This window comes from Rhodanobacter sp. FW106-PBR-R2A-2-24, assembly GCF_058789615.1.
In genome coordinates this window covers 2,966,871-2,984,698 of record NZ_JBYTBV010000002.1, presented here as the reverse complement: position 1 = coordinate 2,984,698, position 17,828 = coordinate 2,966,871, and the positions used below count along the sequence as shown (strand labels likewise).

Sequence of the window (17,828 nt, the reverse complement as noted above, 5' to 3'; positions counted from 1 at the left end):
AGGGCTCAAAGCCAGCCTTTCTGCCGCGCCAGCCGATAGGCTTCGATGCGGTTGCCCACGCCCAGCTTGCCGATGGCCTCGGACAGGTAATTGCGCACGGTGCCGTGCGAAAGATTGAGCGCCGTGGCGATGTCGCCGGCGCTTTGCCCTTCGCCGGCCAGACGCAGCACCTGACGCTCGCGGTCGTTCAACGGATCGGCCTCCGACCAGGCCTCCAGCGCCAGCTGCGGATCGATGGCGCGGCCGCCGCGATGCACGGTGCGCAACGCCTCGGCGAGATTCTCGGCCGGCGCGTCCTTCAGGAGATACCCCGACACGCCGGCATCCAGCGCTCGGCGCAGGAAGCCGGGACGCGCGAAGGTGGTGACGATGATGACCTTGCTCGCCAGCTCGTGGCGCGCGATACGCTGCGCCAGTTCCAGCCCGGTCAGGCCCGGCATCTCGATGTCGGTGACCAGCACATCGGGCTTGAGCCGCTGCAGCTCGCGCCAGGCCGCTTCGCCGTCGGCGGCGCTGCCCAGCACCTCGATATCGCTTTCCAGATTGAGCAGCGCGGTGAGCGCGCCGCGCACCATCGCCTGATCTTCGGCCAACAGCACACGGATCATGCGATGCCCTCGCGCAGCCTGGCGCACAGCGGCAAGGCTACGGTCAGCGTGGTGCCACGCTGCGCGGGCGAGTCGATGGCGAGCGTGCCACCCAGCGCCTGCACGCGCTCACGCATGCCGTGCAAGCCGTTGCCGTGGGCGACCAGCCCGCCGCGTCCGTTGTCTTGAATACGCATCCGCCACTGCTCCGCCTCACGGGTGATGGCTACGAGCGCCGTGGTGGCGCACGCATGCCGATGGATATTGGTGACCGCCTCGCGCAGCACCAGCGCCAGCGGCGCTTCGACTTCGGCCGGCAACGCCAGCGACGCCGGCAGGCTGGCTTCCAGCACGATATCGGAAGCTTCCAGCATCAGTCGCGCCGAGGCCAGCTCGGCCGCAAGATCACTGCGCCGCATACCGGTGACGGCGGCGCGCACTTCGGCCAGCGCGTGGCGCGAGACGCGCTCCACTTCCGCCATTTCCTGTTGCGCGCGCGCCGGATCGGCCAGCGCCAACTTGCGCGCCAGTTCGGACTTCAGCGCGACCAGCGACAGCGTGTGGCCGAGCAGGTCGTGCAGGTCGCGACCGATGCGCTCGCGCTCAGCCTGGGTGGCAAGACGGCGCACCTCCTCCTGCGACAGGCGCAGGGCGGCGTCTTTTTCCTTGTAGATGCGCTCCACACCGACGATGACGCTGATTTCCAGCGCACTGAGCACCGTCACCACCAGCAATACCCGCGGATAGCCGGCCCACCATCCGAGCCCGAGCAGGATGAGGTTGAGCGCCGCGAACTGCATTACCTGCGCGCGCCAGCCCGTCCGGCAAAGGCACATCATCACGCAGGCGTAGATGAAGTAATTGAGCCCGCTCGGATACCAGCGCAGCAACGCGAAGCACAGCAGGGCCATGCCCCACGGGTAGTACGGCGTGCGTCGCCGCGGCGCCCGCTGGATGCCGATGAACAGCAGCAAGAACAGCGGGTAGGACAGCAAGGTGCACAGCCACCAGGTGCGCGTGTATCCCTTGAGGCCGCCATCGAACAGCGGCGTGACGAAAACCCACGCCGACCACAGCAGGTGGATGCTGTCGGCCCAGGGCGACTTGCCGCGGCGGATGTCCTCGGCCACGCCCGAGTCCGGCGCCGGCGTGAGCCAGCGGACGAGCCACGCGGGCTTCATGCCGGCTCCGTGGACACGCCGCGCGCCAATGCCGCGAGCGGCAGTTCGATGCACAGGCGCGTGCCCTGCCCACGCGGCGAATCGATGGTGAGTCGCCCGCCCGCCGCGCGCACGCGCTCACGCATGCCGTCCAGGCCGTTGCCGTGCGTGGCCACGCCGCCGCAGCCATCGTCCTCGATGCACAGGCGCAACGCGTCGTCGTGCCGCTGCCAGTGCACGCAGGCGCGCCGGGCCTGCGCATGGCGGGCGATGTTGGTGGCCGCTTCGCGCAGCACCAGCGACAGCACACGCTCCAGTTCGGCCGGCAGCGGCGCCGGCAGCGGCGCGCAATCGAGCTGGACGCCGGAAGATTCCAGCAGCAGTCGCACCGAGGCCAGCTCACCGACGAGGTTGGCGGCGCGGATGCCGCTGACCGCGCTGCGCACCTCGGCCAGCGCATGCCGCGCCACCGCTTCCGCCTCCGCCAGCTCGCGCCGCGCGGCTGCGTGGTCGCGATCGAACAGCTTGCGCGAAAGCTCCAGCTTCAAGGTGATGAGCGAGAGCGTGTGGCCCAGGAGATCGTGCAGGTCGCGGCCGATGCGCTCGCGCTCGGCAGTGGCGGCGAGCTGGCGGATCTGCTCGTGCGACTGGCGCAGCTCGATGTTCTTGCGCCCATTGATGCGCGCCGCCAGTGAGCCCACGCCCACGCTGGAGCAGACGCAGATCACCATTACCATCACGTACCACGGCCAGCCCAGCAACTTGCCCTCGAGCACCAGCGATACCTGGATCAGCACGATCCAGCTCGCACTGTGCGCCACCGAGCCTTCGAAAGGCGCCATGGCGCAGGCAAACACGCCATAGGTCCAGGCGCCGGGGTTCCAGGGTATCGACACCCCGGCGAGCACCGCCATCGCAGTGGACCATGCGCCCGCCTCGCGCGCCGGGCGCACGTAGGCGCCGGCGAACAGCAGCAGGAACACCGGATAGCCCAGGATCAGCGACCACCAGAAGCCGCGCCCGACCGGCGTGAAGGCCGGCGGGATAAACACCCAGAACGACCACAACAGGTTGAGCGCATGGAAGCGCGGTACCTGCCCGGAGGCGCGCAGGCGCGCCACGACCGAATCCGGCGACGGACGCAGCCAGGCGGGCGGCAACATGCGCAGGGCAGTGATGGCATTCATGCCGGCATGCTACCCCGCCTCATCCGACCCGACGCAGACGGCGCGCGGCCAGGGCGAAGAACGCCGCGCCGAATCCGGCCAATACCAGCAGGTGCGGCAGCACCGGCTCATGCGCGATGCCCACCACGATCAGTGCAATGCGGTCGAGGTGGTAACTGGGCCAGATCGGCGCGACCCACTGCAGGGATTTCGGCAACATCGAAAGCGGCAGCCACAGGCCGGACAGGAAGGCCATCGGCAGGTAGACCAGCTGCAGCAGGCCGGGGGCGCCCTGCCCCTTCACCAGCGTGCCCACCAACATGCCCAGCGCGCAGAACGGCAGCACGCCGAACGTGCCCACCGTCAGCATCGCCAGCACACGCGGAAAGTCCAGCACCACGCCACCCACGGTGAAGCCCAGCGCCAGCAGCAGGATCACCACGAGGCCGGCGGCAAGCATGGCCATCACCATCTTGCCGAGCAGGTAGGCGCCCGCCGGCATCGGCAACGCACGCTTCAGCGTGAGCAGGCCGCCATCGCGTTCGATCGCCAGCGATACACCGAAGCCGAACAGGCCCGGCCCCATCACGCCGAAGGCGGTGTAGCTGGCCAGCAGATAGCGCGAGGCGTCGCTGCCCGGATGGCTCAACAGCACACCGAACATCAGGTAGAACACCGTGGAGAACAGCGTCATCGGCAGCATGAACGACGGCGCGCGCAAGTAGCGCAGGCATTCGCTGCGCGCCTCGGCGAGGTAGGCACCGAGTACGCGGCTCGGCGGCATCGTCGTCGTATCGGCCAGCGGCGCGGCCACGGGTGGGATCACGGCATTCATCAGGCGGCCTCCTGCAAGGCGGGATCGCGGGTGAGTTCGGTGAACGCCTCGGCCAGCCCGGCGCGCTGCACTTCCAGTTCGGCTAGGGCAGGATCGGCGTCGAGCAGCCGGCGCACCACCGTCTCGGCGTTCGCGGTGGCGATGCACAGGCGCGCGCCATCGCGCGTGGCGGAGGCCACGCTGGGCCACGCGGCGATCGCTTCGGCGTCGAGGTCGCTCACGCAGCGGATGCGGGTGAGCGCCACGCGCTTGCGCAGGTCGTCCACGCTGCCTTCGCTGAGCACGCGGCCCTGGCCCAGCACCACCACGCGCTGCGCCAGCGCCTCGGCTTCCTCCAGGTAATGCGTGGTGAGTACCACGGCGCAGCCTTCGGCAACCAGCGAACGCATCGCCGCCCACAGCCGCTGCCGCGCGGTGATGTCCATGCCCACGGTGGGCTCGTCGAGGAACAGCAGTTCGGGCCGGCCGCACAGCGCCAGCGCGAACTGCACGCGCCGCTGCTGGCCGCCGGAGAGTTTGCCGTAGGGCCGCGGCAGCAGGTCGGTGATGCCGGCCAGCGTGGCGGTTTCGCCGAAGTCGCGCGGGTTCGGGTAATAGCTCATCGTGAGGCGCAGCAATTCGCCCACGCGCAGCGTCGCCGGCAGGTTGGCCGACTGCAGCATCACGCCGATGCGCCGGCGCGCCTCGATGCGCTGCGGGTCGAGGCCGAACAGTTCGGCGCGGCCCGCGTCGGGGCGCATCAGGCCCAGCAGCAGGCCGATGCTGGTGCTCTTGCCGGCGCCATTGGGGCCGAGCAGGGCGAGCAGTTCGCCGCGCCGCACGGCGAGATCCACGCCATCGAGCGCGGTGAGCGGGCCGTAGCGCTTCACGGCGGCGGCAAGGCGGGCAACGATGGGGTCATGCATGTGGGCGTCTCCTCCTGCCGCACATCGTGGGCCGCGCGCCGCACCGGCCCCAGTCGCCGCCGTCAGCCATCGCGCGTGACAGCCGTCATCCGTGTGCAAGTTGCTGCAGTGCAAGGCGTTTCGACGCCGGCAGGGGGTACCGGACACCCCGCCCCGCAGGTTATCCTTGGCGTTCGTGAAAGCACGCCGCCCGCACTGCCGGACGACCTGGCGCGCACATCGCACCCTATTTCCGTCGGCCTGCTTCGCGCTGGGTGCGAGGCGCCGACGGCCTTGGAGGAGAAAACCATGAGTCTCATCGAACAGCTGCGCGAACTGCGCGAATTCGGCGGCAAGCCGCGCACCATCGGCCTGGACGACGCCAGCATCGAGCGTATGGCCGCCGCCGATCCGATGCTGGGCGAGGCGGTTGCCGCCGCGCTGGCGCACCACCGCGAACTGCGCGCGGAGCTGGGTGATTTCCTGAAGCTGGACGAGCCCGCGCAGCTGGCGCAGGCGCAGGCCGGCTTCGTCAACTTCTACCCCGACGACGCCATCAACCCCTACCTGCCCGCCGCCGCGCGCGGCCCGTGGATCGTCACCCTGAAGGGCGCGGTGCTGCACGACAACGGCGGCTACGGCATGCTCGGTTTCGGCCACAACCATCCCGGCATCGACGCCGCGCTGGCACGCGGCCAGGTGATGGCCAATGTGATGACGCCGAGCGTGGCGCAGCTGCGCTTCACCCAGGCGATGGAGAAGGAACTGGCGCGCCGCCCCGGCGGCAACCCGTACGCGCGCTACCTCTGCCTCAACTCCGGCTCGGAGTCGGTGTCGCTGGCCTGCCGCTTCGCCGACGTCAACGCCAAGCTGATGACCGACGCCGGCGGCCGCTACGCCGGGCGCACCATCAAGCGCCTGGTGGTGAAGGGCGCCTTCCACGGCCGCACCGAGCGCCCCGCGCTGTATTCGGATTCCTCGCGCAAGACCTATCAGCAGTACCTCGCCAGCTATCGCCACGAGGACAGCGTGCTGGTGGTCGATCCCTACAACGTGGCCCAGCTCGAAGCCGCGTTCGCCGACGCCGACCAGCACGGCTGGTTCATCGAGGCGATGTTCCTCGAACCGGTGATGGGCGAAGGCGACCCCGGCCGCGCGGTCACGCCGGAGTTCTACAGCGCCGCGCGCCGGCTCACCGAGGCGCACGGCAGCCTGCTGCTGGTCGACTCCATCCAGGCGGGCCTGCGTGCGCACGGCGTGCTCTCGATCACCGCCTACCCCGGCTTCGAACAGTTGCCCGCGCCGGACATGGAAACCTTCTCCAAGGCGCTCAACGCCGGCCAGTACCCGCTCTCCGTGCTGGCGGTGAGCGAGCGCATCGCCGCGCTGTACCGCAAGGGTATCTACGGCAACACCATGACCGCCAACCCGCGCGCGCTGGACGTGGCGCTGGCCACGCTGGGCGAGCTCAGCGACGCGGTGCGCAACAACATCCGTGAGCGCGGCAAGGAGTTCGTCGACAAGCTCAACGCGCTGAAGGGCGAGCTGGGCGGTCTCATCACCAAGGTGCAGGGCACCGGCCTGCTGTTCTCCTGCGAGCTGGCGCCGCAATTCAAGTGCTACGGCGGCGACTCCACCGAGGAATACATGCGCGAGCACGGCGTCGGCGTGATCCACGGCGGTACCAATTCGCTGCGTTTCACCCCGCACTTCAACGTCACCAGCGCCGAGGTCGACCTGATCGTGGCCCACGTGCGCCAGGCGCTGCTCAAGGGCCCGCGCAAGAGCGAAAGCAAGGCGGCCTGAGCCCGCGTTGCACGCCTGCCGAAGCCGCGCAACGCGCTTCGGCAGGCACCCGCGACGGACCGATCCTGCGGCCGACGCCGTCATGGGCGCCGCGCCTACAACGTCCCCCGCGCCACCGCGTGACGATCGTCCTTCCCGGTTCTAGACTGCCGCCACCGGCAGCCGCCGGCCACCCAGGGAGATCGTCACCATGTCCGTATCGTTCCGAGTGCTCTTCGCCGCTGCCGCCATGACGCTGGCCAGCGTCGCCATTGCCGCCCCCGGCGCCCCGGCGCAGGCCGCCAAGCAGCCGACGATGAGCGCCACCCCGATGGCGCCGGCCGCCAAGAAGCCGGCCACCGCCCAGCAGCAGCGCATGAAGGACTGCAACAAGGACGCCAAGGCCAAGGCGCTCAAGGGCGCCGACCGCAAGAGCTTCATGAGCACCTGCCTGAAGGGTGGCAAGGCCGCGCCGACGGCCGTCAAGTAAGGCCCCGCGCACAGCGAGCAAGCCCGCGCCCCTGCCCGGCCACGCCGCGCAGGGGCGCATCGTTTGTGGCTATGCTCCCGACCATCCATGCACACGCAGTCCGCCCATGAACATCACCGAAGTCCGCCACCCGCTGATCCGGCACAAACTTGGCCTGATGCGTCGCGCCGGCGTCAGCACCAAGGAATTCCGTGAACTGGCCGGCGAAGTGGCCGCCCTGCTCACCTACGAGGCCACCAAGGATCTGGCCACGGTCAGCGAAAGCATCGAAGGCTGGGCCGGCCCGGTCACGGTGGAGCGCATCAAGGGCGCCAAGATCACCGTCGTGCCCATCCTGCGCGCGGGCCTGGGCATGCTGCCCGGCGTGCTCAACCTGATCCCTGCCGCCAAGGTCAGCGTGGTGGGCCTGAAACGCGACGAGCGCACGCTCGAACCCAGCGCCTACTACGAAAACCTCAGCGGTCGCATGGACGAGCGCATCGCCCTGATCGTCGACCCCATGCTGGCCACCGCCGGCACCCTCATCGCCACCGTCGACATGCTCAAGCGCGCCGGTTGCAAACGCATCAAGGGTTTGTTCCTGGTCGCCGCGCCGGAAGGCCTCAAGCGCATCGAAGCCGCCCACCCGGACGTCGAGATCTACACCGCCGCCATCGACGAACGCCTGAACGAACGCGGCTACATCCTGCCCGGCCTGGGCGACGCCGGCGACAAGATCTTCGGCACCCGGCCGGGCGCCTGAGGCGCGTCGCCATCGCCTGAAAGACGACGCCCTGCCGCCGGTGCCGCACGCCGGGCATGCGACGCCAGCGGCCCACCCAGCGCGTGGAGGGCGCGGGCGTTTCCGGCCTAGAATCAACCCATGCGCTCCGAACACATCCGCCTGTTCCAGACCCTGCCGCACACCTGCGGCTACTACGCCGAGCGCACGGCGCAGAACCTGGTGATCGACCCGGCCGCACCCAACCTCGACAAGCTCTACGGCCCGGCGCTGGAACACGGTTTTCGCCGCGCCGGCGGCCACCTGTACCTGCCGCACTGCGGCAACTGCCACGCCTGCACGCCCTGCCGCATCGATGTGGAGGGCTTCGTGCCGGATCGCGCGCAGCGGCGCTGCACGCGGCGCAACGCCGACCTCACGCTGACCGCCTGCCGGCCTGGCTACAACGCCGAGCGCCACGCGTTGTACGCGAAATACCTGCGCCATCGCCACCCCGGCGGCGGCATGGACGAGGCCGCCGCCAGCGACTTCCGCCGCTTTCTCACCGCGCCATGGAGCCCCACGGAATTTCTGGAGCTGCGCTGCGGCGACCGCCTGCTCGCGGTGGCGGTCACCGATGTCACCGGCCAAGGCCTGTCGGCCGTCTACACTTTCTTCGATCCGGACGAAGCCGCGCGCAGCCTGGGCACCTACGCCATCCTGGCGCAGGTGGAGCTGGCTCGCCGTCGCGGCCTGCCCTTCGTCTACCTGGGCTTCTGGATCAAGGATCACCCCAAGATGGACTACAAGCGCCGCTTCAAACCACTGCAGGTGCGTACGGCCGCGGGCTGGCAGACGCTGCGGTAGGAGCCCGCTGGCGGGCGATGCTTCTGCTTTGATGCATCAGTGCAAAAGCATCGCCCGCCAGCGGGCTCCTGCCGGTCATCCGACGGGAAGCTTGGCACCCACCGGCGGATACGGAAACAGCTGCACCAGCGGCACCGAGATGCCGTCGTCGCCCATCACCCGGCAATGGCCGCGGTCGAGCTGACGCGGGTCGTCCACGCCGCAGCTGTGCGCGATGATGCCCACCTCGTGCATCACGTTCTTCGCGTAGTTCGCCACCTTCTCGCACTTGTCGGTCACCACCAGGCCGCGCTGCAGCTTGGGGTTCTGCGTGGTGATGCCGGTGGGGCAGGTGTTGCGATTGCACTGCAGCGACTGGATGCAGCCCAGCGCCAGCATGAAGCCGCGCGCGGAGTTGACGAAATCCGCGCCCATCGACAGCGCCCAGGCCACGTCGTAGGCGGTGATGCACTTGCCCGAGCAGATCACCTTCACCCGCTCGCGCAGGCCGTGTTCGATCAGGGTGTTCACCAGCATCGGCAGGGCCTCGTGCAGCGGCAGGCCGACGCCTTCCATCAGGGTCTGCGGCGCGGCGCCGGTGCCGCCCTCGGAGCCGTCCACGATGATGAAATCGGGCGCGCTCCTGAGGCCGCGCCGATGCACCTCGTCGCACAGGTCGGCAATCATGCGCATGTCGCCGAACACCGCCTTGAAGCCGGTGGGCTTGCCGGTGAGTTCGCGGATGTGCGCCACCGCATCCATCAGTTCGGCCACGTTGCCGATATCCAGATGACGATTCGGGCTTTGCGAATCCTGCCCCACCGGAATGCCGCGGATCGCGGCGATCTCCGGCGTCACCTTGGCCGCCGGCAAGAGGCCGCCCATGCCGGGCTTGGCGCCTTGGCCGAGCTTGATGCTGACCATCTTCACCTGCTTGTGCGCGCAGACGGCCGTGAGCTTGGCGTCGTCCAGCTTGCCGTCCGGCGTGCGCACGCCGTACTTGGCGGTGCCGATCTCGAAGATGACGTCGCAGCCGCCTTCCAGGTGGTACGGCGCCAGCCCGCCCTCGCCGGTGTCCATCCAGATGCCGGCCTTGGCCGCGCCGATCGAGAGCGCGCGCACCGCCGGCGCGGAGAGCGCGCCGAAGCTCATCGCCGAGATGTTGAAGAACGCGGCGTGCGCGTAAGGCTCGCGCGCATGCGGGCCGATCGTCACCGGCTTCGGCTCCACATGGTGATCGCCGAGCGCGGGAAAGGCCGCGTTGACGAAGAACGGCATGCCCTCGGTACGCAGGTCGCGGGTGGAGCCGAAGGCGTTGGTGTTCTCCGCGTTCTTCGCCGCGCGGTACACCCACACGCGCTGGGCACGGTTGAACGGCAGCTCCTCGCGGTCACTGGAAAACAGGTACTGGCGGAAGAACTCGCCCAGACGCAGGAAGCCATAGCGGAAGTGGCCAATCACCGGAAAATTGCGCAGCACCGCATTCGCGGTCTGGTTGCGATCCACCACCCACACCACCGCCGTCACCACCACGGCCAGCGCCAGCAGCAGCACGAACAGTGCCGCGAACGTCTCTACCAGCACCACCAACCAGTGCGCGAACCCCGTCGTTTGCATGTGCGACTCCTGTGCCTCGCGAGGAAATACCGATCACGTCGAGCGTAGCTCGCGTGGCGGGCGAACGCGAGCAGCAGCCATGGATGGCCGCGCTTTGGTGAGCGAGCAAGCCGAAGCGCGCTGTTCTTCCGCTCCCCGCCGGGGCGCGGGGAGCGGCCATGGATGGCCCTGCTCTGAGGAGCGAGGAAGAGGGTCGAGGTCAGGGGACAAGTCTCGCGACACCACTTATCGAAGCGCGCTTCGATTGCAGCGATTCCACAAGGACAGCCCCTCACCCCAGCCCTCTCCCCCGGCAGGGAGAGGGCGCAGGATGCTACAGCTCCACGCGCAGCTGCGCCGCGGCACGCACGGCCTTGGCGCGCGCCGCCTCGATGTCGACGTCACGCGCCAGCGTCACCGCCATGCGCCGGCGCCCTTTCACCTCGGGCTTGCCGAACAGGCGCAGCTGCGTGTCCGGCTCGGCCAGCGCAGCCGCCACGCCGTGGTAGCGCGGCGCGCGGCCCTCGCCTTCCACCAGCACCGCGCACGAGGCCGCGGGGCCGAGCTGGCGGATCACCGGAATCGGCAGACCGAGGATCGCCCGCGCGTGCAGCGCGAACTCCGACAGATCCTGCGAGATCTGAGTGACCAGGCCGGTGTCGTGCGGGCGCGGGCTGACCTCGGAGAAGATCACCGCATCGCCCTTGACGAAGAACTCCATGCCGAACACACCCCAGCCGCCCAGCGCGTCCGACACCGCGGCGGCCTGGCGCTGCGCCTCGGCCAGCGCCTGGTCGCTCATCGGTTGCGGCTGCCAGGACTCGCGGTAGTCGCCGTCTTCCTGGCGATGGCCGATCGGCGCGCAGAAGCTGGTGCCATCCTTGTGGCGCACGGTGAGCAGGGTGATCTCGTAATCGAAATCGACGAAGCCTTCCACGATCACCCGGCCCTGCCCCGCGCGACCGCCGGACTGCGCGTAATCCCACGCGTGCTGCAGCTCGGCTTCGCCATGCACCACGCTCTGGCCCTTGCCCGAGGAGCTCATCACCGGCTTGACGACGAAGGGATAGCCGACATCGGCCACCGCGCGGCGATAGTCGGCCTCGTTGTCGCAGAAGCGATACGGCGAGGTGGGCAGTTCCAGCTCCTGCGCGGCGAGCCTGCGGATGCCCTCGCGGTCCATCGTCAGCCAGGCGGCGCGCGCGGTGGGGATCACGTGCAGGCCTTCGCGTTCCATCTCCACCAGGGTCGGCGTGTGGATCGCCTCGATCTCCGGCACCACCAGGTCGGGATGCTCGGCCTCGATCACGCGGCGCAGCGCGGCGCCGTCCAGCATGTCGATCACATGGCTGCGGTGCGCCACCTGCATCGCCGGCGCGTCGGCGTAACGATCCACCGCGATCACCTCCACCGCGTAGCGCTGCAGCTCGATGGTGAGCTCCTTGCCGAGCTCGCCGGAGCCCAGCAGCAGCACGCGCACGGCGTGGTCGGAAAGGGGCGTGCCGAAGGGTTTCATGGATCGGTCCTGGGTCGTGATGGCAAGTCGTCGATGGATGGCACGGACGCAGTCGCCGGCTGACGCCGTGCCGCTGGCTGGTGTCGCATCGCCCGGGCGCCAGCGTATGCTTGGGCGTTCGCCGCCCACGGATTCTCCCATGAAGTTGCCGCGCGCCACGCGTTTTGCCCTGTTCCTGCTCGCCCTGGTCGCCGCCCTGCTGCTCGCCGGCTGCCAGCACGATGCGCTGCCGTTCAAGCTCACCGACCTCAGCGGGCACATGCCCGACCTGAAGTTCCAGCTCACCGACGACAATGGCAAGGCGGTCACCGGTGCCGACTATCGCGGCAAGGTGGCGCTGCTGTATTTCGGCTATACGCACTGCCCCGATGTCTGCCCGACGACCCTCGCGCAAACGGTCGCCGCGTTGCGCAAGTTGGGCGCTGCGGGCGATGACGTGCGCATCCTCTTCGTCAGCGTCGATCCGGCCCGCGACACGCCGGCCGTGCTGCACGCCTACGCCGGCGCCTTCGACAAAAAGCGGCGCGTGGTGGGGCTTACCGGCAGCCCGGGCGCCATCGAGGCACTCAGCAAACGCTACCGCTCCGCCTTCACCCGCGAGCCCTCCAGCAAGAGCGGCGACTACGAAGTCACCCACAGCGCCGGCATCTACGTGTTCGACCGCGACGGCCGCGCCCGCGTGCTCTCCACGCCGGCCACGCCGCCGGCCGACCTGGTGCACGACCTCAAGCTGCTGCTCGCTGCGGGAGCCTCCTCATGAAACGGATCGCCCTGCTGTTGGCTGGCCTGCTGGCCGCCGGCCTCGCCCACGCCGCCACGCCGCAAGTCAGTGCCAGCCACGCCTGGATTCGCGTCTTGCCGGGCGACCTGCCCGCCGGCGCCTACGTGGTGCTGCACAACGACGGCGACCAGCCGATCTCGCTCACCGGCGCCCACAGCGACGCCTACGGCATGGCGATGCTGCACCAGAGCGCGCAGGTGGGCGGCAACAGCCACATGACCATGGTCGCCGCGCTGCCGATCCCGGCCCACGGCACGCAGGCGCTCGCGCCCGGCGGCTATCACCTGATGCTGATGGACGCCAGGCAGCCGGTGCAGCCGGGGCAGCACGTGCGTATCACGCTGGAATTCGCCGGCGGCGGCACACTGCCGGTGGAGTTCACCGCGCGGCCGGCCAACGCGCTGGGCGATCCCTGATCGCGCCGATCAATCGGGCGTGGCCCGGTACGGCGCCGGCCACGGCTTGCGCGGCAGCCGGCCGGCGCGCGACAGCCGCATCCACTGGCGCAGCGCCAGCAGCGCGCCCAGCGATTCCATCAGCGCCGCCGGCACCCAGGTGATGATGCCGCCCACCATCTGCCCGGTGAGTACGTTGAAGCTGAAGGCGCGGCCGCAGATCTCGAAGATCGGGTAGAGGTCGGTGTGCGAGAAGGTGACGATGGCGCCAGCGAGAATCTGCGGCGCCATGGTGAAGCCCGGCGAGAGCACGCGCAGGCCCGCGCCCATGCGGCCCGGCGGATGCGGGCGGTGATCGAGGATCAGCGACCAGTAGACGAAACCCGACAGCAGCATCGTCCAGTTCATGAAACGGTAGACGCGCCAGTCCAGCATCGCCAGCGTCTGTGCCGGCGGCAGCAGCCAGACCAGCACGAAGAACACGAACAGCAACGACGCCACGGTCGGCTGAAACAGCACGCCGCTGGCCACGCGCCACGGCAGCGAGCGACGCCAGCGGCCGAACCGGCGCACGCGCCAGCGTCGCGGCAGGCCCGCGCGCAGCACGTTCGCGGGGAACGAGCCGCAGATCAGCAGCGGCGTGACGTGGTGCAACAGCAACTGCTGCAGGCGATGCACGAAGAACTCGTGCTCGGCGTAGAAATCCAGGTAGGTCTGCAGGCTGAGCCAGATGATGGCCATGCCGCTCCAGAACGCCAGCCGCCGGCCAAGGCTCACCGGCACCCGGCGACTGCCGCGCCAGTACAGCACGCAGGCCAGGCAGAAGCTCGCCAGGAATACCCACGAGAACTCCCACGGGACCAGCCATTTCAACAACGTCGCGATCACGTCACACCAACCTCGGGCAACAGCCGCGCAGCATAGCGTGCGCGGCGGCCTGCAGGGCCGTGCTCACGTCCGCCGCCGGCTGCGGCGACTGCGCCGCCAGCCGTAGAGCAGGCCGAGCAGCGCCACCAGCGCGGGCAACAGCACGATGTTGGCGATCTTCAGGCGCAGGCCCAATGCATCGATCTCGGCGTTCAACTGGTGCTGCACGTTGCGCAGTTCCTTGTTGATGGCGAGCTGGCGCCGGCGAAACTGCTCGATCTCGCGGCGCTGCTCGCCACCGGCATGGTCGCCACCCTTGCCCGGCTGCAGCTCGGCGAGCCGCTGCCGTGTCTCGGCCAGCTCGCGCTCCAGCTCCTGCTCCTTCTGCAGGAACTTCTGGTCGGCCACGTTGCGCAACGCCTGCACGCGGGTGAACGGCCGCTGCGAGCTGGAATGGCCACGGATGGACAACAGCGCCGACGATCCACTGAGGTTGTCCACCAGGTTGCCGACGAAATCGCCGTTGTTGGCGAAGGGCCGCAGCATGGTTTCGCCCAGCATGGTCTGCGGCTCCACCCACAGGCGGTCGCTGAGCAGGTCGGTGTCGGCCACCAGCACCACCTCGGCACCCGGCGCCGAATGCGTCCGCTGTCCCGGTTGGCTCGCCCGCGTCGGAAAGGCGCTGGCGAACGTACCGCGCAGGCGCGCGGCGTATACGTAATGCGTGCTGTCCGGCCGGTAGCCCTGCAGCAGCGCCGCCGGGTTGTCGGCGGCCTGCTGCACGCGCGCCGCCGGCACCGCCTCGGCCTCCGAGCTGCTCTGCATGAGCGGAATCAACCGCGCGCTCGCCCCGGCGGCAAGGTCGAAATGCCCGGCGCTGGAGAGATCGATGCGCTGCAGGCTGGCGGTAATCGCGTCGGCATGGTTGAGCGAGGGGTTGTCCAGACCCAGCATCGCCGGATGGCTGACGTTGCTGCCGTTCCACTCGATGGTGAGCGCCTGCGAGCGATCCAGCACCACCTGGTGGCGGTCGTAGCGCACCCCCCAGGCCGCGAACAGCCGCGGCAGGTCGGAGCTGCGATCCGGCGGCGCCGCGCCGGCGGCATCGGCCGGCGTATCGTCCAGTTCCGCATCGGGATCGACGAACACCGCCAGGTGCCCGCCGCGCAACACGTACTGGTCGATCGCGTACTGCGCATCCTCGCTGAGCTGCTTCGGCTGGATCACCAGCAGCACGCGGATGTCGGCATCGACCTGGTGGAGCGTCGCCGGGTCGATCGTGCGCAGGTCGAACAACTGGGCGAGCTGCTGCATCACCACCCACGGCGGCTGCCCCAGCGCGGGATCGCCCAGCACCGGCAGGCTGCTGATGACACCGATGCGCGGCTTGCTGCGCAGGTCCAGCTCATACAGCAGCTTGGCGATGTCGTATTCGAGGAAGGGCTCGCGCGCCGGGTCGAAGAACGGAATCGATAACGCGCGCTCGGGCAGCGCCCCTTCGACGGCCTCGCCCTCGGCACCGGCCGCCCACGCATTGCCCGCCACCCCAAAGAACAAGCGCTCGCCATTGCTGCCGCCGCTGGCCGGGGTGAGTCCGGCGCCCTCGGCGCTGGCCTCGTCGTCGGAGTACGGCACCGGGTCGACCACCGCGAACTGCACGCGCCCGTGCGAACGCGCGGCGATCTCCTGCAGCATGTCGCGCACGCGCTGCTCATAGCTGCGCAGCTTGGGCAGGTCGCGCGTGGCATGTTCGGAGAAATACAGCGTGAGCCGGATCGGCCGCTGCAGGTGCTCCACGATCTGCAGCGTGCCGGGGCTGAGCGTATACAGGTGATCGGCAGTCAGGTCGACGCGACGCACACGCAGCCAGTGCCCGCTGCTGACGATGAGCGCCACGCCCGCCACCGCCAGCAGCGCCAGCGCGGCAGACAGGCGTACGCGGCGCGTCATGCGCAGCGGCGTGGTGAAAACGGCGGGCAGGCGCAGGCGGGCCATGTTCAGCGCACCCGCTTGAGTTCAAGCAGCAGCACGCCGGCGGCCAGCCAGCCCAGGGTGCTCAGCAGGAAGTAGGCGAGGTCGCGCACATCCAGCACGCCACGCGCGATCGCCTCGAAATGGTGCAGCATGCTGAGATAGGCCAGTGCGTTGACGAGCTTGCGCGGCAAGGCGCCCGCGAAGAAATCCAGCACCTGCGGCTGGCCGGCGAGTATCAACAGCACGCACACCGTGGCAGTGAGCACGAAGGCCACCACCTGGCTGCGGGTGAGCGCGGAAAGGCAGGCGCCGATGGCCACGAAACTGCCGGCCATCAGCCAGCTGCCGAGATAGCCGGCGACGATCACGCCGTTGTCGGGCGCGCCCAGGTAGTTCGCCGTGAGCCAGATCGGGAAGGTCAGCGCCAGCGCCAAGCCGATGAACAGCCAGGCCGCGAGGAACTTGCCCAGCATCGCCTGCCACAGCGTCACCGGCAGCGTGAGCAACAGCTCCAGTGTGCCGCCCTTGGCTTCCTCGGCCCACATGCGCATGGTCACCGCCGGCACCAGGATCAGGTACAGCCACGGATGCACCACGAAGAACGGCTGCAAATCCGCCTGCCCGCGCTCGTAGAAATCGCCGTCGTAGAACGTGAGGATGCCCGCCAGCACGAGGAAGATCACCAGGAACACCCAGGCCAGCGGGGTGACGAAGAAACTGCGCAACTCGCGGCGCGCGATGGCGACGGCTGGCGTCATGTCCCCGCCCCCAGCGTGATCTGCCGGAACACCTCATCCAGCCGACCACGTTCCAGCTGGATTTCGGAGACTTCCAGCCCCTGCTCGTGCAGCAGTCGTTCCACCGGTTCCAGGATGCGCTCGCCGGGCCTGGGGAACACGGTGATGCGCCCGTCCAGCGCGTCCACCTCGATGGCCGCCACCTGTGGCAGGCGGCCCAGCATCTCCTGCGAAACACCGCTGCCCGGCGCACTGAAGGACACCGCGCCGTGATAGCGCGAACGCGCCTCCAGCTCGGCTGGCGTGGCGTCGGCCTGCAAACGACCGTCGGCAAGAATGACCACCCGGTTGCACAAGGCGTGCACCTCTTCCAGCAGATGGGTGGAGATCAGGATGGTGCGTTCGCGCGCCATCGCGTCGATCAGCTGGCGCACGGTGTGCTTCTGGTTGGGATCGAGGCCGTCGGTGGGCTCATCCAGCATCAGCACCGGCGGATCATGCAGGATCGCCTGGGCCAGGCCCACGCGGCGGCGCAAGCCCTTGGAGAGCGTATCGATGCAGACCTCCAGTACGCCTTCCAGCTGCAGCCAGCCCACCACCTCGTCGAAGCGGCGGCGCCCCTGCTCCGCGCCCAGCCGGCGCATGCGCGCGATGAACACCAGGAATTCGCGCACCGTCATCTCGCCATAGCTCGGCGCGCCTTCGGGCAGATAACCCAGCACCCGGCGCGCGGCCAGCGGCGCCTTCCGCACGTCGTGCCCGCACACCCGCGCGGTGCCGCTGGTGGGGGCGAGAAAGCCGGCAATCATGCGCATCGCGGTGGATTTGCCGGCGCCGTTCGGCCCCAGCAGGCCCAGCACCTGGCCCGGCTCGGCACGGATGCTCAGCGCGTCCACCGCGGTGAGCTGGCCGTAGCGGCGGGTGAGTCGGTCGGTCTCGATCATGCGGGCGCGGTCAAGGGAACCCCTGCAATGTACCGCAAGGCGGCGGCAAGGTTCAGCACGCGCCCGGCCCGTGATCGACGCCCACAAAAAAACCGCCGGCGAACCGGCGGTTTTTTTGTGTCATGCGGCAGGAATCAACCGGCGCTGGCGGGCGCGGCCGGTTCGGCCTTCTTTTCGGCCTTCTTGTGGTGCTTGGCAGCCTTGTGATGCTTGGCTGCCTTGTGATGCTCGGCCGTCTTGTGCTCGGCCGTCTTGGCCGGGGCGGCAGCGGGAGCAGCGGCAGCCGGGGCGGCGGCGGTCTGCGGCGCGGCGGCCGGGGCAGCTTCCTGGGCCAGCACCGAACCGGACAGGGCCACGCCGGCGACGAGCAGGGTGGCAATCGCAAGTTTACGCATCATGATGGTGAGCCTCGACGATGTTGTTGTATCGCGAACCCGGCCGGAACCCGGCGTCACGGGCGGCGCGACAACTCCACGATAACAGCATCGCAGGCATACCGAGACTGAACGGAACCGGGATTTTTTCGACCTCTCCCCCATCGGATATCGGCGCTTCAGCTTGGTGA

At 69.2% G+C, this 17,828-nt stretch carries 18 protein-coding genes; 6 read left to right on the top strand and 12 right to left on the bottom strand.

The window, feature by feature from the left end:
- Positions 1-5: 5 nt before the first annotated feature.
- From AC3WQA_RS14750 to AC3WQA_RS14730, 5 genes are read right to left on the bottom strand one after another with little or no spacing between them, the layout of a single operon-like run.
- The gene (locus tag AC3WQA_RS14750) at positions 6-608 is read right to left on the bottom strand and encodes a response regulator transcription factor (RefSeq protein ID WP_492675795.1); all 603 of its coding nucleotides are present in this window, start codon (positions 606-608) and stop codon (positions 6-8) included.
- Positions 605-1,768 carry a sensor histidine kinase gene (locus AC3WQA_RS14745; RefSeq protein WP_492675794.1) on the bottom strand — a complete coding sequence of 388 codons (1,164 nt, stop codon included), beginning with the start codon at positions 1,766-1,768 and terminating at the stop codon, positions 605-607. The genes AC3WQA_RS14750 and AC3WQA_RS14745 overlap by 4 nt, the downstream gene beginning before the upstream one ends.
- Positions 1,765-2,934 carry a sensor histidine kinase gene (locus AC3WQA_RS14740; protein WP_492675793.1) on the bottom strand — a complete coding sequence of 390 codons (1,170 nt, stop codon included), beginning with the start codon at positions 2,932-2,934 and terminating at the stop codon, positions 1,765-1,767. The genes AC3WQA_RS14745 and AC3WQA_RS14740 overlap by 4 nt, the downstream gene beginning before the upstream one ends.
- A 19-nt stretch (positions 2,935-2,953) precedes the next feature.
- Positions 2,954-3,748, bottom strand: coding sequence for an ABC transporter permease (locus AC3WQA_RS14735; RefSeq protein WP_492675792.1), 795 nt, complete (start codon positions 3,746-3,748; stop codon positions 2,954-2,956).
- Positions 3,748-4,653, bottom strand: coding sequence for an ABC transporter ATP-binding protein (locus AC3WQA_RS14730; protein ID WP_492675791.1), 906 nt, complete (start codon positions 4,651-4,653; stop codon positions 3,748-3,750). Before AC3WQA_RS14730 ends, AC3WQA_RS14735 begins: the two co-directional genes overlap by 1 nt.
- A gap of 288 nt (positions 4,654-4,941) precedes the next feature.
- Between AC3WQA_RS14730 and AC3WQA_RS14725 the strand changes: the two genes are divergently transcribed.
- The 4 genes from AC3WQA_RS14725 (at position 4,942) to AC3WQA_RS14710 (ending at position 8,474) form a co-directional block, all read left to right on the top strand.
- Positions 4,942-6,438, top strand: coding sequence for an aminotransferase class III-fold pyridoxal phosphate-dependent enzyme (locus AC3WQA_RS14725; protein ID WP_492675790.1), 1,497 nt, complete (start codon positions 4,942-4,944; stop codon positions 6,436-6,438).
- A 190-nt stretch (positions 6,439-6,628) separates the two neighbouring features.
- Positions 6,629-6,907, top strand: coding sequence for a PsiF family protein (locus tag AC3WQA_RS14720; protein ID WP_492675789.1), 279 nt, complete (start codon positions 6,629-6,631; stop codon positions 6,905-6,907).
- 106 nt (positions 6,908-7,013) lie between these two features.
- Positions 7,014-7,649, top strand: coding sequence for a uracil phosphoribosyltransferase (upp, locus tag AC3WQA_RS14715; protein WP_492675788.1), 636 nt, complete (start codon positions 7,014-7,016; stop codon positions 7,647-7,649).
- Positions 7,650-7,769: 120 nt separating this feature from the next.
- Entirely contained in the window at positions 7,770-8,474 is a 705-nt protein-coding gene (locus AC3WQA_RS14710) for an arginyltransferase (RefSeq protein ID WP_492675787.1), read from the top strand.
- A gap of 75 nt (positions 8,475-8,549) precedes the next feature.
- On the opposite strand, the gene AC3WQA_RS14705 is transcribed toward AC3WQA_RS14710, so the two are convergent.
- Together AC3WQA_RS14705 and purT are read right to left on the bottom strand one after the other, a co-directional pair.
- On the bottom strand, positions 8,550-10,070 hold the full coding sequence (locus AC3WQA_RS14705; protein WP_492675786.1) for an FMN-binding glutamate synthase family protein: 1,521 nt from the start codon (positions 10,068-10,070) through the stop codon (positions 8,550-8,552).
- Between the two features lie 313 nt (positions 10,071-10,383).
- Positions 10,384-11,565: a formate-dependent phosphoribosylglycinamide formyltransferase gene (purT, locus tag AC3WQA_RS14700; protein WP_492675785.1), complete on the bottom strand. Its 1,182-nt coding sequence runs from the start codon at positions 11,563-11,565 to the stop codon at positions 10,384-10,386.
- A 139-nt stretch (positions 11,566-11,704) separates the two neighbouring features.
- On the opposite strand from purT, the gene AC3WQA_RS14695 reads away from it, so the two are divergent.
- On the top strand, positions 11,705-12,325 hold the full coding sequence (locus AC3WQA_RS14695) for an SCO family protein (protein WP_492675784.1): 621 nt from the start codon (positions 11,705-11,707) through the stop codon (positions 12,323-12,325).
- The gene (locus AC3WQA_RS14690) at positions 12,322-12,762 is read left to right on the top strand and encodes a copper chaperone PCu(A)C (protein ID WP_492675783.1); all 441 of its coding nucleotides are present in this window, start codon (positions 12,322-12,324) and stop codon (positions 12,760-12,762) included. The genes AC3WQA_RS14695 and AC3WQA_RS14690 overlap by 4 nt, the downstream gene beginning before the upstream one ends.
- Positions 12,763-12,771: 9 nt before the next feature.
- Here the strand turns inward: AC3WQA_RS14690 and AC3WQA_RS14685 are convergent, their stop codons facing one another.
- The 5 genes from AC3WQA_RS14685 to AC3WQA_RS14665 form a co-directional block, all read right to left on the bottom strand.
- The gene (locus tag AC3WQA_RS14685; protein WP_492675782.1) at positions 12,772-13,629 is read right to left on the bottom strand and encodes a cytochrome c oxidase assembly protein; all 858 of its coding nucleotides are present in this window, start codon (positions 13,627-13,629) and stop codon (positions 12,772-12,774) included.
- Between the two features lie 63 nt (positions 13,630-13,692).
- Positions 13,693-15,603 (bottom strand): GldG family protein, encoded by a 1,911-nt coding sequence (locus AC3WQA_RS14680; RefSeq protein WP_492675781.1) that lies wholly within the window; start codon positions 15,601-15,603, stop codon positions 13,693-13,695.
- A 2-nt stretch (positions 15,604-15,605) separates the two neighbouring features.
- Complete coding sequence (locus AC3WQA_RS14675; RefSeq protein WP_492675780.1) at positions 15,606-16,340, bottom strand: ABC transporter permease subunit; 735 nt, start codon at positions 16,338-16,340, stop codon at positions 15,606-15,608.
- A complete protein-coding gene (locus tag AC3WQA_RS14670; protein ID WP_492675779.1) occupies positions 16,337-17,263 on the bottom strand; it encodes an ABC transporter ATP-binding protein in 927 nt (308 codons plus the stop codon). Before AC3WQA_RS14670 ends, AC3WQA_RS14675 begins: the two co-directional genes overlap by 4 nt.
- Positions 17,264-17,397: 134 nt before the next feature.
- Positions 17,398-17,661, bottom strand: a complete 264-nt coding sequence (locus tag AC3WQA_RS14665; RefSeq protein ID WP_492675778.1) for a hypothetical protein — start codon at positions 17,659-17,661, stop codon at positions 17,398-17,400.
- Positions 17,662-17,828: the final 167 nt, after the last annotated feature.